Genomic DNA, 23,994 nt, shown 5'->3' on the forward strand with positions numbered 1-23,994 from the left:
CCTGATTCTTGAGCGCCGAGCGCTCGTCTCGGGTCGATGTCGGATCGATACGCAGCCTCCATGGTCCCACGGCTGGGGCCCGGGACTCGGTTTGGGCCGGTCGGACGGCGACTGGTAGCCTGGGCAGCTGTGTGTCTCGCGCCCTCTCATGTGCGGGACGCGCGTCAGAGATTGATCAATCGAACCTGAAAAGGCTCTTTCGTGGCGAACATCAAGTCCCAGATCAAGCGGAACAAGACGAACGAGAAGGCGCGCCTGCGTAACAAGGCCGTCAAGTCGTCGCTCAAGACCGCGATCCGCAAGGCCCGTGAGGCTGCCGCCGCCGGTGACGTCGAGAAGGCCACCGTGGCCGCTCGCGAGGCGTCCCGCAAGCTCGACAAGGCTGTCTCGAAGGGTGTCATCCACAAGAACGCCGCCGCCAACAAGAAGTCGGCGCTGGCGTCCAAGGTTGCCGCTCTCCAGGCCTGAGTGCTCTTGCTCCACCCCCGGGGGGCGACCCCCGGTCCCGGCAGAAACCCCTACGGGGTGACACGTCGGGTGACTTGATCGCCGGAACGGACCAAGCGGGCCCTCTCTCATCCGCTCCCTCCCGGCACCCCGGACTCGCACGCGGCCTGCGTTCGCCACGCGGGTGCGAGCCCAACACTTTCCCGGCTTGAGGCCGGAACACCCAAGGCCCCGTCTCCTCGTCCTTCCCCAGGACGGAGAGACGGGGCCTTTGGCGTAGGCACGCACAGGCTTGGACGTATGCAGGGGCTCTGGTGCCTGGGCTCTCGTGCCTGGGCTCTCGTGCCGGAGTTTCCGGCCGATGGTGGCTCCGGGCGGCGGGGCCGACTGCCGAGGCCGGCCGGGCGGCAGGTACTGCCGGGCCGAGGGGTGGCAGCCAGGGCCCCGGGGCTTTCGGCGGGCGACGCGGGGCCGGAGGGCCAGCGACAGCGCCAAGGTCTCGGGCTGTCGCTGTAACGCTCCGGGCGGGCACACGGGGAACCGAGCAGGGGCGGGCCGTGCCGGGCGGGGCCTACCGGGCCTTACAGGGTCGGGCCGGGCTGCGCTTACCGGGCCTTACAGGGTCGGGCCGGGGCCGGTCGAGCAGAGGCAGGGCGGGCCGGGCCAGGCCAGGCCAGGCCAGGCAGAACATACCCGGCCGGTCGGCGAGGGACAGCGGACGGAACCGGGGCGAGGGCCGCCGCGCGTCGCGAAGGTGGCGCGTCAGGGGACGCCGGGCACACCGTCCCGGTGATCGTCTGCGGGCCGGGAGCCGGGGCCGGTGGGACCGGCCGGGGCTCAGGATCTGTTTCCCGGTTCCGGAACCGCACCGGTCAGCGACGCAACCGCGCCGCCCTCGCCACCGTCACCACGGCCTTCTCCAGGGCGTACTCCGGATCGTCGCCGCCTCCCTTGACGCCCGCGTCCGCCTCCGCCACCGCCCGCAGGGCCATCGCCACCCCGTCCGGGGTCCAGCCGCGCATCTGCTGCCGCACCCGGTCGATCTTCCAAGGCGGCATGCCCAGCTCCCGGGCGAGGTCCGCCGGGCGGCCGCCCCGCGCCGAGGACAGCTTGCCGATCGCGCGCACCCCCTGGGCCAGCGCACTGGTGATCAGCACCGGAGCGACCCCCGTCGACAGGGACCACCGCAGTGCCTCAAGCGCCTCCGCCGCCCGGCCCTCCACTGCCCGGTCGGCGACCGTGAAGCTGGAGGCTTCCGCACGCCCCGTGTAGTACCGGCCGACGACGGCCTCGTCGATCGTGCCCTCGACGTCGGCGACAAGCTGCGACACCGCGCTCGCCAGCTCCCGCAGATCGCTGCCGATGGCATCGACCAGAGCCTGGCACGCCTCCGGTGTGGCGGAACGCCCGAGCGTCCTGAACTCCGAGCGTACGAACGTCAGCCGCTCCGCAGGCTTGGTCGTCCTGGGGCAGGCCACCTCTCGCGCGCCAGCCTTGCGTGCCGCATCCAGCAGGCCTTTCCCCTTCGCCCCGCCGGCGTGCAGCAGAACCAGGGTGATCTCCTCGAAAGGAGCGTCGAGATAGGCCTTGACGTCCTTGATCGTGTCGGCGGACAGATCCTGCGCGTTGCGCACGACGATGACCTTCCGCTCCGAGAAGAGCGAGGGACTCGTCAACTCCGCAAGGGTGCCTGGCTGCAGCTGCTCCGGAGCGAGGTCGCGTACGTCCGTGTCGGCGTCGGCGGCCCGGGCCGCCGCCACGACCTGCTGCACGGCGCGGTCCAGCAACAGGTCCTCCTGGCCCACGGCGAGCGTGAGGGGAGCGAGGGGATCGTCGTTGGTGTTCTTCCTGGTGGCCATCGCGGTCCAGCATCGCACGGGGCGCTGACACCGCGGACGCGCCGGGGCGCCGGTCGGGGCCTGCCGGGCCCACGGCACAGGCGCCCCGGCGCCCCTGGTACTACGGCGCCTCGCGCCACCCGTCCCAGTCCGCGACGAAATCGTCCAGGTCGGCCGCGTCCAGCCGCCCCTCCGGGTCCTCGACGACCACCAGCCACTGGGCGTCCTCGGCGTCGTCCTCACCCGCCAGCGCGTCCCGGACCAGCTGGGGCTCCTGGGTCACGCCGAAGCGGTCCCCCACCGCCTCGGCGACCTCCTCCGCGGCGTCGCGGTCGGGCAGCACCAGCACATGTCTCACATCGTCCACCGCCACATTGTGCAAGGTCATGCGGCGCCCGGCCGACGGACCTCCGGTACCCCGTCCAGCACGACACCGAAGTGGTCCCTGTAGGCCGCCAGTACTTCGGCGTCGTCACCGAGCTGCCGCTCCTCCCTCTCGCCGTGCACGGTCGTGACCAGCCTGCGTCCCGTCAGGGTGATCCGTCCCTCCGCCGTCAGCCGGGAGCACACGAGGGACTGGGTGAAGTGCGACGCCGGTGACGTGCGGTGGTACCAGGCACCGGCCTCGAAGTCCGCCAGCGCCCGGGGGCGCCGGTCCACCCGGAACTGCGGCTTGCCGTCGCGCAGTACGTCCAGATCCCCCTCGGGCGCCTCGACGATCCGGAACGCGCCCGCCGGGTCGCTCTGCTCGCCCCTCTCCTCCAGCAGGAGAGGATGGGAGCTGTGGTCGCCGAATCCGACATCGGCCAGCCAGGGCCCGGTGCCGTCCCAGGTCTCCACGCGCAGCGTGAGGTGGTCGTACGGGATACCGAGCCGGCCGTCCTTGGCGAAGCCCCTGCCCTGGAGCAGGGTCACGCCGAAACCCAGGCCGCGCAGCAACGCGGCGAAGGCACCGTTGAGTTCGTAGCAGAAGCCGCCGCGGCGGGCCTCCACGACCTTGTCGAGAAGGGGCGTGTCCTCCAGCACCATGTTCTCGCCCAGGTGGATCGAGAGGTTCTCGAACGGTACCGAGAGCAGATGCCGCAGTTGCAGTTCGCGCAGCGACCCGGCATCCGGCCGCTCGGGGCGGGCGGCACCGATACGGCGCAGATAGGCCTCGACGGTCTCCCTCGGCGGCACCGGCGGTGATGTGTCCATGAAAGCAGTCTCGCCGCGGCCTCATCGGGGCGCCATGCGCCACTGGTCCTAGGCCGGTCGGCCGACAGATGTCCGCCCGTGGCCCGAGGTGTGGCAGCGTCCGGTCCGCATAGCGTTCCCGCATGGAACCTCCAGAGCCGGCCCGCGGTCGGGAGCAGCGCGTCGAGGTAACCGCCGGACCCGTGGAGGGATCCGCCCCGGAGCCGGAGCCGGAGCCGGAGCCGGTCGAGGCGTTCGCGGCGATGCTGAGCTGGGACCCGCGGGATCTTGAGGCGTGGGTGTACATCAGGGTCACTCCTGTCGTGGTGAAGGCGTGGCGTGAGGAGAAACGAGCCGGCCGGCCGACTGCTCATGCGCGACGGTCAGTGGCTGGACCGAGCCGCACCTCGCGGCACGGCTTGCAGTTCCTTGCCCTCTGCGGTCACCGCGATCGCTCCGTCCTCGTCCGTGCGGAGGACGGCCGCCCCTTGGGCCCGCAGAGCGCCGAGGGTGCGCGGCGACGGGTGCCCGTACGGGTTGTCGCGGCCGCAGGAGATCAGGGCCACCCTGGGCCGGGCAGCCGCCAGCAAGGCGGGGTGCTGGAAAGCGGAGCCATGATGGGCGACCTTGAGGACGTCCACCGGAGGGAGCGCAGGGTGGGCCCGTATCAGCCCCCGCTGAGCAGGCGGTTCCAGATCTCCGAGAAGGAGCAGCGAGAGGCCGCCGGCCCGGACGAGGAGCGCGACGCTCGCGTCGTTCGGCCCCTCCGGAGGCGGCCCGTGCCCTGCCGCCGGCCACAGAACCCGCCAGTCCAGACGCCCCACACGGCGCCGCTCCCCCGCCACCGCGCGGAGCACCGGCACCCCGGCCTCCGCCGCGGTGCGCCGCACGAACGCCGCCTGGTCGGGCGGCTCTTCGAGCGTCGTCGTCTGCAGCGCGCCGACCGCCCTGCCACGCAGCACGCCGGGCAGCCCCGCCACATGGTCGGCGTGAAAGTGCGTCAGCAGCAGAAGCGGGATCCGCGTGACTCCCAGCTCCCGGAGGCACCGGTCGGTGAGCACGGGGTCCGGTCCGGCATCCACGACCACAGCCGTGCCCTCCCCGGCCGCGAGGACTGTCGCGTCGCCCTGTCCCACGTCGCACATCGCGAACGCCCAGCCCGTCGGCGGCCACCCGGTGATCACCCGGGTCAGCGGCGCGGGGCGCACCACCGCCAGCAGGAGCAGCAGGGCACAGCCGGCCGCGGTCCAGGGCCGACGGACCAGCGCCCGGGCCGCGAGGACCGCGAGCCCGCTGACCAGGGCGAGCAGCATCCCTCCGGGCCAGCCGTCCGGCCAGTCGATCTCGGCACCCGGCAGTGCCGCGCCGGTACGGGCGACACCGGCGATCCACTCGGCCGGCCGTCCCGCGCACCAGGCGAGCACCTCGGCGACCGGCATCGCCACCGGAGCCGTTGCGAGCGCCGCGAAGCCCAGGACCGTGGCCGGTGCCACCGCGAGCTCGGCGAACAGGTTGCACGGGATCGCCACGAGGCTCACGCGCGCCGCGAAGACCGCCACTACCGGGGCGCACATGACCTGCGCGGCGCCAGCCGCCGCCAGCATCTCGGCAAGCCGCCCCGGCACCCCGCGACGCCTCAGCGCCTCGCTCCAGCCCGGTGCGAGCGTGAGCAGAGCCGTCGTGGCCAGCACGGAGAGCAGGAAGCCGTAGGTGCGGGACAGCCACGGGTCGTACAGCACGAGGAGCAGCACCGCCCCGGCCAGCGCGGGAATCAGTGATCTGCGGCGGCCGGTGCCGACGGCGAGCAGGGTGATGAGCCCGCAGGCCGCCGCCCGTAAGACGCTCGGGTCGGGGCGGCACACGACGACGAACGCGATGGTGAGGGTCCCGCCGAGCAGTGCCGTGGTCCGCAGCGACATGCCCAACCGGGGTGCGAGACCTCCGCGTTCGGCCTGCAGGGCTCTGCCCGGGGGCCCGATGAGCAGGAAGAGCACGATCGTGAGGTTGCTGCCGGAGACGGCCAGAAGATGAGTGAGGTCCGTCGCGCGGAAGGCGTCGTGGAGCTCGGTCCCGATCCGGGAGGTGTCGCCGACGACCAGCCCTGGGAGCAGGGCCCGGGCATCCGGGTCCAGGCCGTCGGTGGCTCTGCGCAGTCCGGCGCGCAGGTCCCCCGCGGTCCGCTGCATCGCGGTCGGGGACTTGGTGATCCGGGGCGGTCCGGCACCCTGTGTTCTCAGGACGGCGGCGAACCGGCCGTCCTCCTCCAGCGGCGGCTCCGCGCGGGCGTACAGCCGCAGCCGCGTCGAGGGCAGCAGACGTAACCACGCCGTCGCCGACTCACCGGGTCTGACGATCACCAGTACGGGTGCGCGTGTGGCCACGGCGGACCCGTCCGGTTCCGTCACACGGATGACCTCCGCAGTCAGCGCGACCGCCGCTCTCGTCATACGGTCGCCGCGGACACGCGGCTGGAGGGTGCGTGGATCGCCTGTGACCGTGACCTCCGCCGTGACCCGGCCGTACTGATTCGCCGCTTCCGGCACCGGGCCCCGGTAGAGGTCGGCTCCGCTCAGTCCGCCGGCCCCTGCCCCCGCGGCTGCGCAGACCAATATGGCGGCGGCCGCGACCCGGTTCGCCGGCCCCTGCCGCGAACGCCGTCGGACGGCGCGCACGAACAGGGGTGCAAGGAGCAGGGCGGCCACGGTGAGGCAGACGCCGGACAACACCGCCGGCCAGGGCGGCCTTGCGGTGAGGGCGAAGGCCGCCGCTCCCCACGCGGCCAGCGCCGGCAGGACCAGACGGATGTCGATCGGGCCCTCGTGCGGGCGGCCGGATGTGCCGAGCAGGTCACGGGCCTCGGTCTGCACCACCGGGCTCCTCATGGCCGCACCAGGGGCCGCAGGTCCTCGAACCGGCGATCGCCGATCCCTTTGACCTCGTGGAGTTCGTCCACAGAACGGAAACCGCCGTGCTCGGTGCGGTAGTCGACGATGTGCCGGGCGAGAACCGGGCCCACGCCCGGGAGGTCGTCGAGCTGCTCCACAGTCGCGCTGTTCAGGCTTGTCGGTCCCGCGGCCGGTCCGGCTGCCTGCCCCGCTGCGGCTCCGCCAACCGGGCCCCCAGCGGGTGAGCCGGGCAGAGCTGCGCCCACGACCACCTGTTCACCGTCCATGAGCACCCGCGCCCGGTTGAGCCCGGTGAGGTCCGTCCCCGCCTTGACTCCGCCGGCTGCGCTCAGGGCATCGGCCACCCTCGAACCGGCGGGCAGCCGGAGGACGCCCGGACGCCGGACCTTGCCGCTCACATCGACGACGATCGGCGCGCCAGGCCCTGCCGTGGGGGGCGGTCCCGGCGATGGCTCCGGCTCCGCACCGGGCCCTCCGTCGACGGGCGCAGCCGACGTGGGGCGGTCCTTGCCGACCAGCTCGGGCGCAGGCACCGGCTTCGGCCGTCCGGCCCAGAAGTGCTGCGCGGCGAACCCCACGGCCACCAGGAGGACGACCGCCAGCGCGGCGAGTGTCCTCGGCTCCATCCCGCACCTGAGCCGGATCCACAGCGGCAGCCGCTCGCGCAGCGCGAGACGCCGGCGCTCCCACGCCGACAACCCGGATGTGGACGACCTGCGCATCGGAGTCTCGGAGGCTGGTACCTGGGAGGTTGGGCGCCCGGACGTCATCGGACCTGGCCCGGCCCGCTCGGGCGCGGCCCGTACCGGCGCGGCCCCTGCGGTCCCTGCAAGCCCACGCAGCTCAGCGGGCGGGAGATCTGCGGACGCGGGGGCTTCTGACGTGGCCTCCGACGGCCGCGCCGTGGACCGTGGGGCCGAAGCCGGCACATCCGAGGCGCCCGGCACGACCGGTTCGGGCACCACGGCCCGGTCAAAGCCCCCGGACGGCCCCTTTGTCGCGGCGCCGCGACCCCGTGGTCCCGGGCGGCCGTGACCGGCGGCTGGAACAGCGCGTCCGCACGCTGTCGTAGGGCCAAGGCTGTCGCGGACGCCCCCGCCGAGGGCGATGCCGGTGGGGTCGACGACATCGGCGCCGGGCGTCCGGCCCACGACCGTCTTCTGCTGTCGCGGACGCGGCCGTCCGAGGCCGGGGCCCGGCCCGGGCCACTCGTCGCGGAGCGTGATCGCTGAGTCATGCCACATGACGGTAGGCACATCCGGGCATTCCCGCCGAGCGGCCTCAATTCCGGTGGATGACCACCCCGTTGTGGACAACTCGGTCACCCGCACGAGGGACTCAGCGCGGTGAGACCACAGCCCCGAGCAGCCCGGGACCGGTATGCGCGCCGATCACCGCGCCGACCTCACTGACATGCAGTTCGGCGAGGGCGGGCACCCGCTCCCGCAGCCGCTCCGCCAGCGCCGACGCCCGTTCCGGCGCGGCGAGATGATGGACTGCGATGTCGACCCGTCCCGTTCCCGCTCGTTCGGCGACGATCTCCTCGAGCCGGGCGATCGCTTTCGAGGCCGTACGGACCTTCTCCAGCAGTTCGATCCGTCCGCCGTCGAGCTGGAGCAGCGGCTTCACCGCGAGTGCCGACCCGAGCAGGGCCTGCGCCGCGCCGATGCGGCCACCGCGGCGCAGATAGTCGAGAGTGTCGACGTAGAAGAAGGCGGACGTTCCCGCGGCCCTCTTCTCGGCGGCGGCCACCGCTTCGTCCAGTGTGCCGCCCGCGTCCGCCACCTCCGCCGCGGCGAGCGCGCAGAAGCCGAGAGCCATGGCGACCATGCCGGTGTCCACGACCCGGACCGGAACGGGCGCCTCGCGGGCCGCCAGCACGGCCGCGTCGTAGGTCCCGGAGAACTCGGACGACAGATGCAGCGAAACGATTCCGGCCGCGCCGGCCTCCGCGGTTGCCCGGTAGGCCGCGGCGAACGTCTCGGGGCTGGGTCGGGAGGTCGTCACCGATCGCCGCTTCTGCAACGCGACGGCGAGGGAGCGGGCCGAGATCTCTGTGCCCTCTTCGAGCGCCTGGTCGCCGAGTACGACGGTCAGCGGCACCGCTGTGATGTGATGCCGCTCCATCGTCTGTGGCGGCAGGTAGGCCGTTGAATCGGTGACGATCGCGACATGGCGGGACATGAGCGGGAGGTTACCCGCAGGGGGCGCCGCACGGCAGCCCGACCCCGCCCTGCCGATCGGTTCCGTTCGGCGGACGCCGCCGGCCCCGGAGGGTCCCGACGGGCATGGGAGCCCGGCGCAAGCGGGGTTCACAGCCTCCATGTGCCCGCACGGCCTCGCGGGCACGCATTCCGTTTCGATGAACGGTTGCCGGTCGCCCGGTCGCCCGGCGGTGTCGCCGCTCGCGGGCGGGCGGTGGTGTCGACCGGCGACGGCCACGTGTCCATCTCTGGCAGGCGGCCGCTTTGTCGCGGACGCGGCGGCTCTCCAGCCACCCCGTCTCCGAGTGTTAGTTCGTCGTCTCCGGGCTCGCCGACTTCTGCCACGAATACGTCGACGGCTGCCGCGGATCGCGTGCCGTGATCGCCTGTGGGCGTGGCGCGTCGGCCTCGGCGTCGGCCGTCCGCCCAGTGCCTGCCGTACCGGGCCCCGTACCTGCGGCAGGCCCGGAAAGCGGGCCGGACGCTGTCTCCGCGGTCCGGTCCGGCTCCGTGCGGGACCAGTCCCGCAGCGCCCCGGCCTCCACGTCGATCTGCGCGCTCAGCGCCTCGAGGTCGTCCTCCGCGAAGGTCCGGGCCCGGTCCCTGGCCGCCCATCGCAGCGACTCCGCGGAGTGCTTGATCCGCTCCACCCGCTCGCGCAGATCCGGCAGCCGCTCCACGACCCGGCTCTTGTCGGGCTCGCGCTCCAGCCGCCTCAGTTCGTCGTCCAGGTCGTGCCCGTGTGCGCTCAGCCGCTCGAACAGGCCGATCGACTCCTTCAGCGAGGCGTCCTCGGCGACGCCCGCGTGCAGCGCGTCCTGCGTGGCCTTCATCGACGTGCGCAGCTGCAGCCGCAGCTGCGCCAGCTCACCGCTCACACCGACCTGCCCGAGGCTCTTGGCCCGCAGCGTCGTGTCCTCGACGGTGCGCCGCGCCTGGGTGATCGTACGGTCCACGCCGCGCTTGGCCGCGCCGATCGCCTTGACGCTCACATACGCTCCGAGCGCCACGAACGCGACGAAGAGCAGCGCCAGGATGAGGATGACTGCTTCCATGGGGGGCGCCCTCCGGAGTCGCGGGCCTGCCGGCCGTCCTGTGTGTTCCTTCACCGTAAACGCAACAGGCAGGCCGAGGGTTCCAGCGGAACCCCCAACCTGCCCGTAGGGGAAAGACCAGGGACGGCTTCGCTCGCGGCCGCCCTGGCCTTCTGCCGGGCCCCGCCCGGCCTGCGGCTAAGCCGTGACGATGTTCACCAGCTTGGGTGCCCGCACGATCACCTTCCGGATCCCCGCCCCGCCCAGCGCCGCGACGACCGCCGCGTCACCCAGGGCCAGCGTCTCCAGCTCCGTGTCCGTGATGGACGGCGAGACCTCCAGGCGTGCCTTGACCTTGCCCTTGATCTGCACGACGCACGTCACGGTCTCGTCCACCACGTACGCCGGGTCGGCCACCGGGAAGTCCTGGTGCACCACGGAGTCCGTGTGCCCCAGCCGGTGCCACAGCTCCTCGGCGACGTGCGGCGCCAGCGGCGCGATCAGCAGGACCAGCCGCTCCGCGACCGACCGCGCTACAGGACCACCCGTCTTCGTCAGGTGGTTGTTCAGCTCGGTGATCTTCGCGATGGCGGTGTTGAAGCGCAGCGCGGCCATGTCCTGGCCGACACCGTCGATGGCCTTGTGCAGCGCGCGCAGCGCCGCCTCGTCGGGCTCGTCGTCCACGACCGTGACCTCACCGGTCGTCTCGTCGACGACGTTCCGCCACAGACGCTGCAGCAGCCGGTACTGACCGACGACCGCACGCGTGTCCCAGGGCCGGGAGACGTCCAGCGGACCCATGGCCATCTCGTACAGGCGCAGCGTGTCGGAACCGTACTCGGCCGCGATCTCGTCGGGAGTGACGGCGTTCTTCAGGGACTTGCCCATCTTGCCCAGCTCGCGCTTGACCGGCTCGCCCTCGAAGAAGAACTTTCCGTCCCGCTCCTCGACCTCGGTGGCCGGCACCGGGAAGCCGCGGCCGTCCCGGTAGACGTACGCCTGGATCATGCCCTGGTTGTACAGCTTGTGGAACGGCTCGGCGGACGAGACGTGCCCCAGGTCGTACAGCACCTTCGACCAGAAACGGGCGTACAGCAGGTGCAGGACGGCGTGCTCGGCGCCGCCCACGTACAGGTCGACGCCACCGTGCGGCTGTCCCTCGCGCGGGCCCATCCAGTACTGCTCGACCTCCGGGTCGACCAGCTTGTCCTGGTTGTGCGGGTCCAGGTAGCGCAGCTCGTACCAGCACGAACCTGCCCAGTTCGGCATGGTGTTGGTCTCGCGCCGGTAGCGCTTGACGCCCTCGCCCCGCCCCAGGTCCAGCTCGACGTCCACCCACTCCTCGTTCCGCGACAGCGGGGTCTCGGGCCGGGTGTCGGCGTCGTCCGGGTCGAAGGTGCGCGGCGAGTAGTCGTCGACCTCCGGCAGTTCCAGCGGCAGCATCGAGTCGGGCAGCGCGTGGGCGACGCCGTCCTCGTCGTAGACGATCGGGAACGGCTCGCCCCAGTAGCGCTGCCGGCTGAACAGCCAGTCGCGCAGGCGGAAGTTGACGGTTCCCTCGCCGATGCCGCGCCCGGTCAGCCACTCGGTGATCTTCGCCTTGGCCTCGGCGACGCCCAGGCCGTCCAGGGAGATCTCGTCGTTGGAGGAGTTGATCGCGGGCCCCTGGCCGGTGAACGCCTCACCCTCCCAGCCGTCCGGCGGCTGCACCGTACGGACGATGGGCAGGCCGAAGGCCTCCGCGAACTCCCAGTCGCGCTCGTCCTGGCCGGGAACGGCCATGATGGCGCCCGTGCCGTAGCCCATCAGCACGTAGTCGGCGACGAAGACCGGGATCCGGCCGCCGGTGACGGGGTTGACGGCGTACGTGCCGGTGAAGACTCCGGTCTTGTCCTTGTGCTCGGTCTGCCGCTCGACGTCGCTCTTGGTCTGCGCCTGCTTGCGGTACGCGGCCACGGCGTCGGCCGGGGTGGCGGCGCCGCCCGTCCAGGCGTCCTTGACGTCCTGCGGGATGCCCTCGGGCCACTCGGCGGGCAGGATCGCGTCGATCAGGCTGTGCTCGGGAGCCAGCACCATGTAGGTCGCGCCGAACAGCGTGTCGGGGCGGGTGGTGAACACGGTGACCCGCTCACCGTCGTGGCCCTCGACCGGGAAGTTGACGCGTGCGCCCTCGCTGCGGCCGATCCAGTTGCGCTGCTGCAACTTGATCGCCTCGGGCCAGTCCAGCGCGTCCAGGTCGTCCAGCAGCCGGTCGGCGTAGGCGGTGATGCGCATGTTCCACTGGCGCAGGTTGGCCTTGAAGACCGGGAAGTTGCCGCGCTCGGAGCGGCCGTCGGCGGTGACTTCCTCGTTGGCCAGCACGGTGCCCAGACCGGGGCACCAGTTGACGGGGGCGTCGGAGGCGTAGGCCAGGCGGTACTCACCCAGGACCTCGGCGCGCTCGACGGCGCTCAGCTCGTTCCAGGGGCGCCCGGAGGGAGTCGCGCGCTCCCCGCTCTCGAACTGCGCCACCAGGTCCGCGACCGGGCGGGCCTTCTTCGCATCCTCGTCGTACCACGCGTTGAAGATCTGCAGGAAGATCCACTGGGTCCACTTGTAGTAGTCCGGGTCGATCGTCGCGAACGACCGGCGCTTGTCGTGGCCCAGGCCCAGCCGGCGCAGCTGGATCTTCATGTTCTCGATGTTGGCCTCGGTGGAGACCCGCGGGTGCGTGCCGGTCTGGACGGCGTACTGCTCGGCGGGCAGGCCGAAGGCGTCGAAGCCCAGGGTGTGCAGGACGTTGTGGCCCGTCATCCGCTGGTGGCGGGCGTAGACGTCGGTCGCGATGTAACCCAGCGGGTGTCCGACGTGCAGGCCCGCGCCGGAGGGGTACGGGAACATGTCCATGATGAACTTTTTGGGGCGGGCGACGGCAGCCGGGTCACCGGCCAGGTCACCGCTCGGGTTGGGCGCCTCGTACGTGCCGTCGGCGTCCCAGAAGTCCTGCCAGCGTGCCTCGATATCAGCGGCCATGGCTGCCGTGTAGCGGTGGGGTGCGGCCACCTCTGCGGCAGCAGAATTCGTCTCGCTCATGATCCCTAAAGCTCCATCGATCGTCTCTGCCGGCGTTCCCCGGAACGGGCTGTGCCCACAAACAAAAGGACCCCTCGCACAGGAGGGGACGCCGCGCCGATTCCGACCGGACGACTCACCGGTCGGGACTGATCAGCGCGGCCCGCTAAGCAGAAGGCGTACGGCACGCATGGCGTCAGGGTACCGCAGGGCCGGTCCGGGCCGCATCGAGCGTCCGCGCGGTCCTCGTGATCACGATTCGGACACTTGTCGGCGCGCCACCTGGACCGCTCGACCCTCGAAGTTACTCGGCGTATCGGCCCTATCCGGGGCAACCCCAGGGTCAGTTGCCAGTCAGGCTGACCACTAAAGGCAGAAACCTCGTACTGCTTGGTATGGCTCGACCTAGCATGCGAACACGGGACCGCTTTCCCGCACCACTCGGAGTCGCCCCCATGAACCCTCGTCGCAAGATCCGTTCGACACCCGGCCCGAATACGGGCCCCAGCCGCCGGCAAGTGCAAGGCGGGCTGGGTGTCGCCGCTCTCGTGTTCCTCCCCTTGCTCGCCGTCGGCGGCAGTGACGATTTCCGCGCAGCGCTCGACTTCACAAGCGGTGTCCTCTCGCTGCTGTCGCTCACGGCCTCGGTCGCCTGGGGACTGCTTGCCACCGACCGGCTGCTTCTCTCCATCCGCCACCGGCTGCTGGCCCAGGCCATCCACCGGACCACGGCGGTCGCCTCGCTCGGCTTCCTGCTGCTGCACGGCACGGTCAAGGTCTCGCTCGGACACGTCGAACTGATCGGCGCTTTCATCCCGTTCAGCCTGGGAGTCACCGGTACCTCCGGCCTCATAGGCCTCGGCTCGCTCGCCGGAATGCTGATGGTGGTCGCGGCATCCACCGGTGCCGCACGCAGCGCGCTCGCGGGCAACAGCCGGATGGCCGGCCGCTGGCGGGCCCTGCACATGCTGGCCTACCCGGCGTGGTGCGCGGCGCTCATGCACGGCCTCTACACCGGCCGCCCCGCCGCCACCTGGGTGACCACCATGTACTGCCTCGCCCTGGCCGGTGTCGCCGGGGCCGTCTCCCTGCGACTGCTGCCGCGCCAGACACAGCGGCGCCTCGCCGAGCGTGTCATGGCCCTGATGGGGTCGGGCGGCCAGGCTGCCGAGGTCCCCGAGCAGACCAGGCGGAACATGTCGGACGCCCCGCTGCCCGGCGCCCCGGGCGGCACCTCCGGGGCCGAGTACGAGCGCGACTTCCCGCGGCGGCGTCCGGAGGACCTCGACGAACCGCTGGGCCGGCCGATCGGTCAGCCCCTGGGATCGCCGCTCGGCGCGCCCCTGGGACAGCCGCTCGCACCGCCGCGCGGTGAGCCGAGGCGCATCGCGGCTCCCGCCCCGCCGCTCTACGAAGCGGCGCCGCCCCCGGTCGCCGAGCCGGCCACGGCCACGGGGTCCTTCCTCGGAGCCGGCCCGGTGACCGGCGGGCCGCTGCCCGGTGACGGACCCGGAACCGGGATCTCCGCCGCCTACCGCGCGGTCTCCCTGGCCGGCGACACCACCGCTCGCCCGACCGGGACCGGCGCATCCGCGCCCTCCGGCGACGTCCCCCTCGCCGAGCGCATTCCCATGACAGAGGAGCTCCCTGTCATCGACGAGTCGGCTCCCCGCCCGAGTCTGTGGCCGGCGCCTTCCCCGCCGCCGCCCGCGCAGGCGTTTCCCCCGCCGCCCGCGTCCTCGCGGTACGAGACGGGCACCGCGGACCCGCTCAGCACGGGCGCGACGCCCTCGTACGACACAGGCTCGATACCCGCGTACGACACAGGCGCAATGCCCTCGTACAACACAGGCGCGATGCCCGCGTACGACACAGGCGCGATGCCCACGTACGAGACTGGCTCGACGCCGCTCTACGAGACCGGCGCCAACCCGCTGTACGAGACCGGCGCCACGCCCGTGTACACCGATCCGTACGACCCGGCGACGGGCGGTTACGGCTCGGCGTCGGCGTACAGCAGCGGCACCGCAGGCGCCGGCTACGACAACCCCAGCCCGACCTCGCCTCTGTCGTCCGTGGACGACACGCGACAATCACCCGGCCCGCTCTATCCTCCCCAGGCCGGGGAACCTTGGCACGCACCCGCAGGAGAACGACCGTGAACGCCCCTCTCCCCGATGTCCCCGAAGTCCGCGTCGTCGGTCTCCCCCAGCTGACGCAGGGCTTCGACCTGGTCGAGCGCCTCGATCTCTCGATGCACCTGAAGGTGCACGGGCCGCTCGAGCCGATGACCGGGGAGCGGCTGGCCCAGCTCGCCGAGAACATGTCCCTGAGGGGCCGGGGTGGAGCAGGTTTCCCCTTCGACAAGAAACTGCGGGCGGTGGCGAAGGCTGCGATCCGGCGGGGCGTGCGACCCGTCGTGGTGGTCAACGCCAGCGAGGACGAACCGGCGTGCCGCAAGGACACCGTGATGGTCAACAGGGCGCCCCACCTCATCCTGGACGGCGCGCTGCTCGCCGCCGAGGCACTGGGCGCACGCACCCTGATCGTCGCGGTGACCCGCAACTCGACGGAGATCTCGATGCGTGCCGCCCTCGCCGAGCGGGGGCTGTCCGACCGGCGAGGCCAGCAGATGCGGGCGCGGGTGCAGCGCAACCCCGAGCGCATGGTCTCCGGCGAGGCATCGGCGATCATCCGCGCGATCAACGGCGGCCCCGCGCTGCCTCCCGGCCGCCGTGAGCGCGCCGCCGAGTCCGGCGTCGCGGGGGCACCGACGCTGCTGTCCAACGCGGAGACGTTCGCGCAGCTTGCCGTCGCCGCCCGGATCGGGGCCCGCCGATACGGCCACACGGGCCTGGAGAACGAGCCGGGCACAGTGATGCTGACGGTCTCCGGCGCGGTCGCGCGCCCCATGGTGATCGAGGTGCCGACGGGTGTGCCGTTGCGGTACGTGCTGCAGCTGGCAGGTGCGCCGCCGGTCCCCCAGGGCGTGCTCACCGGCGGGTACCACGGCAACTGGATCGACGCCGCCGCCACCCACGACGCGGTGATCTCACGCGAGTCGCTGGCCAATGTCGGCGGCGCGCTCGGCGCGGGCGCGATCCTGCCGATCGGCCCCGAGACGTGTCCTCTCGGCGAGGCACAGCGCGTGGCGAACTGGCTCGCCGCCGAGACGGCCGGCCAGTGCGGTCCGTGCAAGCTGGGTCTCCCTGCCGCGGCCGGCGGGCTGTCCGACGTGATCAACGGCGGCGGACCGGCCGCTCTGGAGGCGCTGCGCGAGGTCACGCAGGCGGTCAAGGGACGGGGCGCCTGCAAGCACCCGGACGGCTCCGCGCGCTTCTTCGCGTCCACCCTGTCGGCGTTCACGGACGACCTGGCGGCGCACGTCCTGCACGGCGGCTGCGGCCGCGAGACGACCGGTGTGCTGCCGCTGCCCCTGCCCGGCTACGAGGAGGCGGAGGAGTCGATACCGAGCGGTGAGAAGCTCGCCATCGACTGGACGCTGTGCCAGGGCCACGGCATCTGCGCCGAGATCGTGCCCGAGCTGATCCGCATGGGCGCGGACGGCTTCCCCTCGGTGGCGGAGGCCGCGGTGCCGATGCACCTGCGAGGACGCGCGGAACGAGTCGTACGCCGCTGCCCGGCCCTCGCGATCCGACTCGAGCAGGCGCCGGGTCGGGAGCGCCGTCCGGCGCTGCCCCCGGGCGGCGACCGCAAGGCCCTCGGCAGCGGCCGGGGTTGACGGAGACACGGAAGAGGGCCACCCGGATCGGGTGGCCCTCTTCGTTTGCTCTTACCGAGCTGCTGTGGAGCTAAGGAGAATTGAACTCCTGACCTCTTGCATGCCATGCAAGCGCTCTACCAACTGAGCTATAGCCCCTTGTTGTGTGCCGCCCGCTTCGGGTTTCCCTCGCGGCGACAGACAGAACATTACACGGTCCCCCCGGTGGTTCACCAAATCGTTTCCGGTCCGCACAACCTTGTCCGACAGCACCTGTTTTGTCGTGGTTGGGGCGGTGACCTCAACGGGGCGCGGAGGGGCGCTTATGCCGTCGCGAACGAGTAGAACCGTTTGAGGGTGCAGTGCTCGTCGAGCAGCCGGCCGTAGATCGGCTCCCCTTCGAGCTCACGGTACGTCTCGATGGGATCGCCTTTTATGATCAGCGCCCGAGCGCACTCCTCGCACCAGTACTGGTACTCGGGATTGACGGGGTCCATGTCGCGGACGATCGGCGTACCACTGCCACACCAGTCACATTTCCGCCTGTGTGCACCCATCACTCAGCTCCAGCTGTGGCCGCAGGCCGTGCACACGTACGAGATACCTCCGTTGTCGCCGAGCACTTGAGCAACGTGAGCCGAACCACATGAGGGACAGCTGAGGCGAGTACTTGCCTCCGCAGCGGCGAGCAGGTCATCGTCCTCCTCGATGCTGCTACCGGGCATCGCCTCTCCCTCCCGTCCGGGCCGTTGACGTCCGGGCCGTCGTCCCCCTCCGGCCGTCCCGATTCTGCCATGGCGCCGCAAGAGGGTCAGTGCCGTCGGGCACACGAGAGCGGCGGGAACGCAGAAATCCCGCCCCCTGATGGGGACGGGATCCTGATGTCGAGGTTGTGGAGCTAAGGAGAATTGAACTCCTGACCTCTTGCATGCCATGCAAGCGCTCTACCAACTGAGCTATAGCCCCTTGTGTTCTTCGCGCTCCGCGCTGCGAACAAGAAGAACCTTAGCCTGTGACCAGCCGGAAAGTGAAATCCGGCCGGTCCCGGGCCGCCGGGCGGGAACAAGGAGAACCCGCCGGACCCGGCTCGGAGCCCGGCCGACGGCGGTCGGCCTCCGAGCACCCGCACCCGTCAGTCGTCGTCGCCGAGGACCGGCTCAGGGAGCGTGCCCGCGTTGTGCTCGAGCAGACGCCAGCCGCGGGCGCCTTCACCGAGCACGGACCAGCAGCAGTTGGAGAGCCCGCCAAGGCCCTCCCAGTGATGCGCCTCCAGGCCGAGCAACCGGCCTATGGTGGTCCGGATCGTGCCGCCATGGCTCACCACGACGAGCGTGCCGCCGGCCGGCAGCCTGTCGGCGTGGTCGAGCACGACGGGTGCGGCGCGGTCGGCGACCTCGGTCTCCAGTTCGCCGCCACCGCGGCGCACCGGCTCGCCGCGCTTCCACGCGGCGTACTGCTCGCCGTGCCGCTCGAGGATCTCGTCGTGCGTCAGACCCTGCCAGACGCCCGCATAGGTCTCACGCAGCGCCACATCGTAGGTGACGTCGTGCCCGGTGATCGCGGAAAGCTGGCGGGCCGTGGCCGCCGCCCGCTTCAGGTCGGAGGCGATGATCGCGTCCGGCTTCAGCGAGGCGAGGAGGCGGGCGGACCGGCGGGCCTGACCCACGCCGGTCTCGGTCAGCTCGATGTCCGTCGAGCCCTGGAAGCGGCGCTCGAGATTCCAAGCGGTCTGACCGTGCCGCCACAGGACGATGCGGCGGTCCCTGCCCTTGCCCGTGCCCGTGCCGGTGACGCTCAGCTCAGCTCACCGTCCGTCCCGCTGCCGTCACCCACCAGCCGAGCGTGTTCCTCGGCCTTGCCACGGGTCTTGACGGCGTCCTCGGGGAGCGGCAGCTCGGGGCAGTCCTTCCACAGCCGCTCGAGGGCGTAGAAGACACGCTCCTCGCTGTGCTGGACATGCACCACGATGTCGACGTAGTCGAGCAGGATCCAGCGCGCGTCACGGTCGCCCTCGCGGCGGACCGGCTTGGCGCCGAGCTCCTTGAGGAGCCGCTCCTCGATCTCGTCGACGATCGACTTGACCTGGCGGTCGTTGGGGGCGGATGCGAGCAGGAAAGCGTCGGTGATGGAGAGCACATCGCTTACGTCGTACGCGATGATGTCGTGCGCGAGCCGGTCGGCGGCCGCCTGGGCGGCGGCGTTCACGAGCTCGAGGGAGCGGTCCGTAGCGGTCACAAGCAGGCTTTCGTCGGCGGTCAAGACCCCTCCAGGGTCTCACGGACCGCTGACAGCCCACGAAGTGATTACTCCGGCGCCCCCGGGACAAGGGCGCGGACACCTGGGGCGGCTCCCCCCGCCCGGCGGGCCGGGTGCCGGCGCCTGTCCCGCCGACACCCCTGGAGCCCGGCGGTCCGCCGGCCCTGCAGCTACTTCTTGATCTTGTAATCGCCGCCGAGGACGACCGTGACGTCGGCGTTCGACGCCGCCTTGCCCTTCTCGACAGCGCTCTCCGGCAGTCCCAGGGTCTTGGCGACCTCGACGGCCTTCGCCTTCTGGGCCGCGTCACCGTAGAGGACCTGCGAGGACGACACGGCGTCCGCCTTGCCTGCGTCGACGAACGCGTAGCCTCCGTTGACCAGGACGATCCTGGCGGCTTCGGTGGCGTCGCCGTTCCCGGAGGCGTTCCGTACCCCGACCCGAATCGCGGCGCCCTGCTCGGGGGCACTGATCTTGCCGCCCAGGATGTCCTTGACCACACTGTCGCTCGCGTCCTGGCTGAGCGTGCCGTCCTGCTGAACGGGCAGCATGGCGGTCTTGTAGTCGCCGCCCTTGGCGTACTCCGACAGCTTCGCGAGCGAGGCTCCCAGGTCCTTCTCGGGCAGCGAGGGGTCGAGGATCTGCGCGAGGGTCTCGACCGTCACCGTCGCCCCCTTGGGGTCGCTCGAGATCTTCCGCAGCACCCCGTACATCACCTGGCCGAAGCGCTGGAGCTGTTCGGCCTCCGCCTCGCCGGAACCGCGGTAAGTGGCGTAGCCGACGGCCATCCGGCCGTTGAGCGTCTGGTTCTCGCCCTTCTTCACCAGCGGAGCCTCGCCCTTCTTGGCCCCGGGCACCTCGGCGTTCGTGTCGATGTCGATGCCGCCGACGAGTTCGACGAGGTTCTCCAGGTACGGGGTGTCGAGCCGCCAGGTACCGGTGACCCTGGTGCCGAGCAGCGTGCCGATCGACTCACGGGTCCCGGTGGAGCCGTCCTCGTCGACCGACTTGCCCAGGGTGGTGGCGACGCCCTCGTCGTTGGCGACGGAGAGCGAGTTCGGCAGCAGGACCGTGGTGCCCTGCTTGGTGGTCGCGTTGTCGACGAGCAGGGCGGTGGACGTGCCGCCCTTCTTGGTGTTGTGCAGATGCAGGACGATCACGTCGCGCTTCTGCGGCCCTGTGGCGGTGTTCCCGGTGGCGCCGGAACCGGATGTGCCGGGGAGCTTGCCGGCGTACCAGAGGTAACCGACGCCACCCACGACGGTGAGGGCCAGTACGAGGGCGAGGGCCACGAACCTGTTGCGGCCCTTGCGCCTGGCCTCCTCGCGGCGTTCGGTGCGGCTCTCGGTGAACTTGAGCCAGTCGATGACGTCCTCGGAGTCCTCGTCGGGCTCCTCGATGAACGAGAACTGTTCGGTCCGGTACTCCCGGTCGCTCCCGCCTCCGTGCTCGCCCTCGCTCCCCGGCGCGCCTTCCGGAGCAGGGCGGCGCTGCCCCGGTACCGCGGGGCGTTCCGGTTCTGCGCGGGTGTGCTGCGAGGCCTGGGCGGGCGCCTGGGGCTGGGTCTGCTGCGCCGGGATGCTCCACTGCTGCGAGGTGTCGACAGCGGCTTGGCTGCCCGTGTCGTAGCCGTAGCCGTCGTACCCCTCGTAGCCGTACTCCTGCGGGCTCCGGGGGTGGTGCTGGGCGTGGGGAGGCTGTGGGATCTGCTGCCCGTAGGGGTCGTACTCCTGCGGGGTCCGGGGGTGCTGCGGCTGGGCGTACGGGTCGTATCCGTAGCCCTGGTGCTGTGGCCCGCTCTGTTGCTGTTGCTGGTGCTGTGGCCCGCTCTGCTGTTGCTGCTGCTGGCCGTACGCGTCGTAACCGTTCGGCTGCTGGGAGTGCTGAGGCTGCTGGTAGACCGGCTGCCCGTACTCGTCGTAGCCGATGATCTGCGGCTGCTGCGAGTAGTACGGGTCGTACGGGTTCTGCTGGTCGTTCACCGGTGCCCCTCTCCGTGGCTCATTCGCCGCGGTACAACTGGCGCTTGTCGATGTAGCGCACCACACCGTCCGGTACGAGATACCAGACGGGGTCACCCTGCACGACCCTCGCCCGGCAGTCGGTGGACGAGATGGCCAGGGCCGGTACCTCCACCAGGGAAACACCGCCCTTGGGCAGTCCGTCGTCGGTCAGGTCGTGGCCGGGCCGGGTGACACCGATGAAATGGGCGAGCGAGAAGAGTTCCTCGGCGTCACGCCAGGTGAGGATCTGCGCGAGCGCATCGGCCCCGGTGATGAAGAAGAGGTCCGCGTCGCGGTTCAGCGCCCGTAGGTCCCGCAGGGTGTCGATCGTGTAGGTGGGACCGCCGCGGTCGATGTCGATACGGCTGACCGAGAACTGCGGGTTGGACGCCGTGGCGATGACCGTCATCAGATAGCGGTCCTCGGCAGGAGACACCGCCTTGTGGCTCTTCTGCCACGGCTGCCCGGTCGGAACGAACACCACCTCGTCGAGGTGGAACAGGGCGGCCACCTCGCTGGCGGCCACCAGGTGTCCGTGATGAATCGGGTCGAATGTCCCGCCCATGACGCCGAGTCGGCGCTTGCCGCCCCTGGTGGGCAGTTCCTGCTGTCCCATACCCATGCGTGCAGAGCCTACTGGCACGGCTGTCCGGCCCTGTATCAGCGGTCGCGGTTGAAGCGGGTCGTGATCCACAGCAGCAGGATCAGCGCACCGAACGCGCCGAAACCGGTGAGGTAGGGGCTGAGGCTTTCGTGGTTGCCACCGTGCTCGGCACCCTCGGCGAGCGTGACCAGATTGGCGGCGGTGCTGGCGAGACTCATCTTCTGCAGGACCTATCGATCGGGAGTCGGACCGGAGACTTCGCGCACATCGTATGCGGGATGTTCGGGCACGCTCACGCCGACTCAGTCGTTGTCGCTTTCGTCGCTGCTGTCCTCGGCAACCGCGTGTGCTCCACGATGCGCGCGGGCCCCGGAGGCGTCCGCGCAGTTATCCACAGGCCCCCGCGGCCCCGCAACCCCAGCACCTAATCTGGGGTCTGTCAGGGGGACGGGGCAGGACTCGTAAGGAACAGGGGGCATCCGATGACCGACAGCAGTTCCGGGAATGTGCCGAGCAGGCAGCGCAAGCGCTTCCCGGACATCTCCTCCCGGGCGTACGAACACCCTGCGGACCGCTCGGCGCTGGTCGCCCTGCGCAAGCTCACGGGCTTCGACACCGTCTTCAAGGCGCTGAGCGGGCTGCTGCCCGAGCGAAGCCTGCGACTGCTCTTCCTCTCCGACTCCGTGCGGGTGAGCGATGCCCAGTTCGCGCATCTCAACACCATGCTGCGCGACGCCTGTTACATCCTGGACCTGGAGAAGGTCCCGCCGATGTACGTCACGCAGGACCCCAAGCCCAACGCGATGTGCATCGGACTGGACGAACCGATCATCGTCGTCACCACCGGCCTGGTGGAGCTGCTCGACGAGGAGGAAATGCGGGCGGTCGTCGGCCATGAGGTGGGGCATGCCCTCTCGGGCCACTCGGTCTACCGCACGATCCTCCTCTTCCTCACCGGTCTGGCGCTCAAGGTCGCCTGGATCCCTCTCGGCAACGTCGCGATCATGGCGATAGTGACCGCTCTGCGCGAGTGGTTCCGCAAGTCCGAGCTCTCGGCGGACCGGGCGGGGCTGCTGGTCGGCCAGGACCTGCAGGCGTCGATGCGCGGCCTGATGAAGATCGCGGGTGGCAACCACCTCCACGAGATGAACGTCGACGCGTTCCTGGCGCAGGCCGAGGAGTACGAGGCAGGGGGCGACCTGCGGGACTCCGTGCTGAAGATCCTGAATGTACTGCCGCGCACGCACCCCTTCACCACGGTGCGGGCGGCAGAGCTCAAGAAGTGGGCCGAGAGCCGCGACTACCAGCGGATCATGGACGGTCACTACCCCAGGCGCGCGGAGGACAAGGACACATCCGTCACGGACTCCTTCCGCGAGTCGGCGTCGCACTACGCGGACTCGGTGCGGACGAGCAAGGATCCGCTGATGAAGCTCGTCGGGGACATAGCCGGAGGCGCGGGCGACCTGGGCGGCCGGCTGCGCGACAAGTTCACGGGCGCCGGCAGCCCGGGAGGTGCGGACCGCAGTGGCGGCAACGGCAGCCGCCCGTCGGAAGGCGGCGGCAAGGACGCGGGAGCTCAGGGCGAGGGCTGAGCAGGCGACGGCTGGGCGCTGGGGTCGAGGGCCCCGCAGAGGGCAGCGGCGGCGCGGCCCGTCTCGTACGGGTCCGTGACGGGCGGGCCGCCGGAGGTGGTCCGCCCGCCGGCCAGCAGCGGCTGCAGGGCACCGGACGCGTCGGCGGAGCAGGCCATGGGCCCGGCCTGCAGATAGCTGAAGAGCAGCTCGGCCCGGTGCGTGCGAAGGTCGTCCCGGTCGAAGCGGAAGTGCAGCTCGCGGCGGACGGTGAACAGGGAGGCCTCGTCCGCGTTCTGCACACCGGCCGGGTCGCCGGGTACCACGCTGTCACCCGCGCCGGTCCGCTGCCCTGGCCCGGTCCCTGGCGCCGGGCGGAGGGCGTAGGCGAAGGTGTGGTCCGAGATCACCTCGAGGGCGTTGGGGCCGGCGTCGACGACGCGGAGCGTGCCCTGGACCCGCACCTCCGGTTCGGCCAGGGCCACCTTCGCCGGGTCGAAGCGCACCAGCCAGCCCGTCGCCGCGTGCCGCCCGTCGTCCGCGGGGGTGTCGAAGGACTGGTCGAACTGGTCCAGCTGGTCCGGATCGAGCAGTACCCGGACCGGCCGCAGCGCGGCGCCGGTGAGCACATCGGGGTCGAGCGAGGACTCCACGAGGTAGTCCTTGGCGATGGTCAGCGCCGTCATGACCTGGCTCTCGGAGAAATTTCCGGTGCGCAGGGCGGCCGGAAGAGTGATTCCGGCGGCTCCGATGCGGAACTGGGCGGCGGGACTGTGCGCGTACAGCTCTGCCGGATCCCCTCCGGGCACGGGGTCCCGCGGGGCGAGAGGGACCACCATCGACCGCAGCGGCTCCGCGGGCCGGGGCGGGGGCTGGTAGGGGTGGCGGACGCCCATGTAGATCGCGGTGCCGAAGGCGAGGGCGATCAGCAGGACCAGGAGAAACGGCTTGGCCCCGGTCCTCGCCCACCAGCCGGGACGGCTCCGGACAGCTCTGGCATGGTCGGCCATCCGCTCCCGGGCGGAGAACTCCTGGAGGCGGGCAGCGCGGATGAACGACTCGTCGAAGACGACGGACCGGTATTCGTCCTCACCTCCGCCGGGGAGCCCCTCGGGTGTCCCCTCAGGTGGGTCTCCACGCCCTGCCATATCTTCAGAGTAGGTCTGTGGACGCACACGTA

General features: G+C 71.2%; 19 protein-coding genes and 2 tRNA genes. 4 read left to right on the forward strand and 17 right to left on the reverse strand.

Annotated elements, in window-relative coordinates; translation table 11 throughout:
• The first annotated feature begins 201 nt into the window (after positions 1–201).
• Positions 202–468, forward strand: coding sequence for a 30S ribosomal protein S20 (gene rpsT, locus ACFU5O_RS02695; RefSeq protein ID WP_351567008.1), 267 nt, complete (start codon positions 202–204; stop codon positions 466–468).
• 851 nt (positions 469–1,319) lie between these two features.
• On the opposite strand, the gene holA is transcribed toward rpsT, so the two are convergent.
• The 8 genes from holA to leuS all read right to left on the reverse strand — a co-directional run bounded on the left by holA (position 1,320) and on the right by leuS (position 12,677).
• The gene (holA, locus tag ACFU5O_RS02700) at positions 1,320–2,306 is read right to left on the reverse strand and encodes a DNA polymerase III subunit delta (RefSeq protein ID WP_384235452.1); all 987 of its coding nucleotides are present in this window, start codon (positions 2,304–2,306) and stop codon (positions 1,320–1,322) included.
• 100 nt (positions 2,307–2,406) lie between these two features.
• Positions 2,407–2,652 (reverse strand): hypothetical protein, encoded by a 246-nt coding sequence (locus tag ACFU5O_RS02705; protein ID WP_384235455.1) that lies wholly within the window; start codon positions 2,650–2,652, stop codon positions 2,407–2,409.
• Positions 2,653–2,669: 17 nt separating this feature from the next.
• Positions 2,670–3,482, reverse strand: a complete 813-nt coding sequence (locus ACFU5O_RS02710; protein ID WP_384235458.1) for an arylamine N-acetyltransferase — start codon at positions 3,480–3,482, stop codon at positions 2,670–2,672.
• 362 nt (positions 3,483–3,844) lie between these two features.
• On the reverse strand, positions 3,845–6,343 hold the full coding sequence (locus tag ACFU5O_RS02715; RefSeq protein ID WP_384235461.1) for a ComEC/Rec2 family competence protein: 2,499 nt from the start codon (positions 6,341–6,343) through the stop codon (positions 3,845–3,847).
• Positions 6,340–7,089: a helix-hairpin-helix domain-containing protein gene (locus ACFU5O_RS02720; RefSeq protein WP_384235463.1), complete on the reverse strand. Its 750-nt coding sequence runs from the start codon at positions 7,087–7,089 to the stop codon at positions 6,340–6,342. The genes ACFU5O_RS02715 and ACFU5O_RS02720 overlap by 4 nt, the downstream gene beginning before the upstream one ends.
• A 616-nt stretch (positions 7,090–7,705) precedes the next feature.
• Positions 7,706–8,551 (reverse strand): DegV family protein, encoded by an 846-nt coding sequence (locus ACFU5O_RS02725; RefSeq protein ID WP_384235465.1) that lies wholly within the window; start codon positions 8,549–8,551, stop codon positions 7,706–7,708.
• A gap of 328 nt (positions 8,552–8,879) precedes the next feature.
• The gene (locus ACFU5O_RS02730) at positions 8,880–9,626 is read right to left on the reverse strand and encodes a hypothetical protein (protein WP_384235468.1); all 747 of its coding nucleotides are present in this window, start codon (positions 9,624–9,626) and stop codon (positions 8,880–8,882) included.
• Positions 9,627–9,803: 177 nt separating this feature from the next.
• A complete protein-coding gene (gene leuS / locus ACFU5O_RS02735; protein ID WP_384235470.1) occupies positions 9,804–12,677 on the reverse strand; it encodes a leucine--tRNA ligase in 2,874 nt (957 codons plus the stop codon).
• 527 nt (positions 12,678–13,204) lie between these two features.
• On the opposite strand from leuS, the gene ACFU5O_RS02740 reads away from it, so the two are divergent.
• Complete coding sequence (locus ACFU5O_RS02740) at positions 13,205–14,818, forward strand: hypothetical protein (RefSeq protein WP_384235472.1); 1,614 nt, start codon at positions 13,205–13,207, stop codon at positions 14,816–14,818.
• Positions 14,815–16,398 carry an NADH-ubiquinone oxidoreductase-F iron-sulfur binding region domain-containing protein gene (locus tag ACFU5O_RS02745; protein WP_384235475.1) on the forward strand — a complete coding sequence of 528 codons (1,584 nt, stop codon included), beginning with the start codon at positions 14,815–14,817 and terminating at the stop codon, positions 16,396–16,398. Before ACFU5O_RS02740 ends, ACFU5O_RS02745 begins: the two co-directional genes overlap by 4 nt.
• A gap of 65 nt (positions 16,399–16,463) precedes the next feature.
• Here ACFU5O_RS02745 and ACFU5O_RS02750 read toward each other — a convergent pair.
• The 8 genes from ACFU5O_RS02750 to ACFU5O_RS02785 form a co-directional block, all read right to left on the reverse strand.
• Positions 16,464–16,536: transfer RNA gene (locus ACFU5O_RS02750), tRNA-Ala, on the reverse strand.
• Positions 16,537–16,700: 164 nt separating this feature from the next.
• Positions 16,701–16,934, reverse strand: a complete 234-nt coding sequence (locus ACFU5O_RS02755; protein ID WP_026277450.1) for a hypothetical protein — start codon at positions 16,932–16,934, stop codon at positions 16,701–16,703.
• A gap of 336 nt (positions 16,935–17,270) precedes the next feature.
• A tRNA-Ala gene (locus ACFU5O_RS02760) sits at positions 17,271–17,343 on the reverse strand.
• Positions 17,344–17,509: 166 nt separating this feature from the next.
• Entirely contained in the window at positions 17,510–18,175 is a 666-nt protein-coding gene (locus tag ACFU5O_RS02765; RefSeq protein ID WP_384236380.1) for a histidine phosphatase family protein, read from the reverse strand.
• Positions 18,172–18,612, reverse strand: coding sequence for a ribosome silencing factor (gene rsfS / locus ACFU5O_RS02770; RefSeq protein WP_384236382.1), 441 nt, complete (start codon positions 18,610–18,612; stop codon positions 18,172–18,174). The genes ACFU5O_RS02765 and rsfS overlap by 4 nt, the downstream gene beginning before the upstream one ends.
• Positions 18,613–18,803: 191 nt before the next feature.
• Positions 18,804–20,615, reverse strand: coding sequence for an LCP family protein (locus ACFU5O_RS02775; protein WP_384235478.1), 1,812 nt, complete (start codon positions 20,613–20,615; stop codon positions 18,804–18,806).
• 19 nt (positions 20,616–20,634) lie between these two features.
• Complete coding sequence (gene nadD, locus ACFU5O_RS02780) at positions 20,635–21,252, reverse strand: nicotinate-nucleotide adenylyltransferase (RefSeq protein ID WP_384236384.1); 618 nt, start codon at positions 21,250–21,252, stop codon at positions 20,635–20,637.
• A gap of 44 nt (positions 21,253–21,296) precedes the next feature.
• Positions 21,297–21,458: a hypothetical protein gene (locus ACFU5O_RS02785; RefSeq protein ID WP_384235480.1), complete on the reverse strand. Its 162-nt coding sequence runs from the start codon at positions 21,456–21,458 to the stop codon at positions 21,297–21,299.
• Between the two features lie 264 nt (positions 21,459–21,722).
• Between ACFU5O_RS02785 and ACFU5O_RS02790 the strand changes: the two genes are divergently transcribed.
• Positions 21,723–22,835 carry a M48 family metallopeptidase gene (locus ACFU5O_RS02790; protein WP_384235482.1) on the forward strand — a complete coding sequence of 371 codons (1,113 nt, stop codon included), beginning with the start codon at positions 21,723–21,725 and terminating at the stop codon, positions 22,833–22,835.
• Here the strand turns inward: ACFU5O_RS02790 and ACFU5O_RS02795 are convergent.
• The gene (locus ACFU5O_RS02795; protein WP_384235484.1) at positions 22,820–23,962 is read right to left on the reverse strand and encodes a hypothetical protein; all 1,143 of its coding nucleotides are present in this window, start codon (positions 23,960–23,962) and stop codon (positions 22,820–22,822) included. The two genes, ACFU5O_RS02790 and ACFU5O_RS02795, sit on opposite strands and share 16 nt — an antisense overlap.
• Positions 23,963–23,994 lie beyond the last annotated feature (32 nt).

This window comes from Streptomyces sp. NPDC057445 (assembly GCF_042802855.1).
Lineage (GTDB): Bacteria > Actinomycetota > Actinomycetes > Streptomycetales > Streptomycetaceae > Streptomyces.

What these genes read in the sequence shown, in the direction of transcription:
- ACFU5O_RS02725 (WP_384235465.1), bottom strand. Translation starts at nt 8,551, where the DNA reads ATGTCCCGCCATGTCGCGATCGTCACCGATTCAACGGCCTACCTGCCG.
- ACFU5O_RS02755 (WP_026277450.1), bottom strand. Translation starts at nt 16,934, where the DNA reads ATGGGTGCACACAGGCGGAAATGTGACTGGTGTGGCAGTGGTACGCCG.
- holA (WP_384235452.1), bottom strand. Translation starts at nt 2,306, where the DNA reads ATGGCCACCAGGAAGAACACCAACGACGATCCCCTCGCTCCCCTCACG.
- ACFU5O_RS02715 (WP_384235461.1), bottom strand. Translation starts at nt 6,343, where the DNA reads ATGAGGAGCCCGGTGGTGCAGACCGAGGCCCGTGACCTGCTCGGCACA.
- ACFU5O_RS02795 (WP_384235484.1), bottom strand. Translation starts at nt 23,962, where the DNA reads ATGGCAGGGCGTGGAGACCCACCTGAGGGGACACCCGAGGGGCTCCCC.
- ACFU5O_RS02720 (WP_384235463.1), bottom strand. Translation starts at nt 7,089, where the DNA reads ATGCGCAGGTCGTCCACATCCGGGTTGTCGGCGTGGGAGCGCCGGCGT.
- nadD (WP_384236384.1), bottom strand. Translation starts at nt 21,252, where the DNA reads ATGGGACAGCAGGAACTGCCCACCAGGGGCGGCAAGCGCCGACTCGGC.
- ACFU5O_RS02710 (WP_384235458.1), bottom strand. Translation starts at nt 3,482, where the DNA reads ATGGACACATCACCGCCGGTGCCGCCGAGGGAGACCGTCGAGGCCTAT.
- ACFU5O_RS02785 (WP_384235480.1), bottom strand. Translation starts at nt 21,458, where the DNA reads ATGAGTCTCGCCAGCACCGCCGCCAATCTGGTCACGCTCGCCGAGGGT.
- leuS (WP_384235470.1), bottom strand. Translation starts at nt 12,677, where the DNA reads ATGAGCGAGACGAATTCTGCTGCCGCAGAGGTGGCCGCACCCCACCGC.
- ACFU5O_RS02730 (WP_384235468.1), bottom strand. Translation starts at nt 9,626, where the DNA reads ATGGAAGCAGTCATCCTCATCCTGGCGCTGCTCTTCGTCGCGTTCGTG.
- ACFU5O_RS02790 (WP_384235482.1), top strand. Translation starts at nt 21,723, where the DNA reads ATGACCGACAGCAGTTCCGGGAATGTGCCGAGCAGGCAGCGCAAGCGC.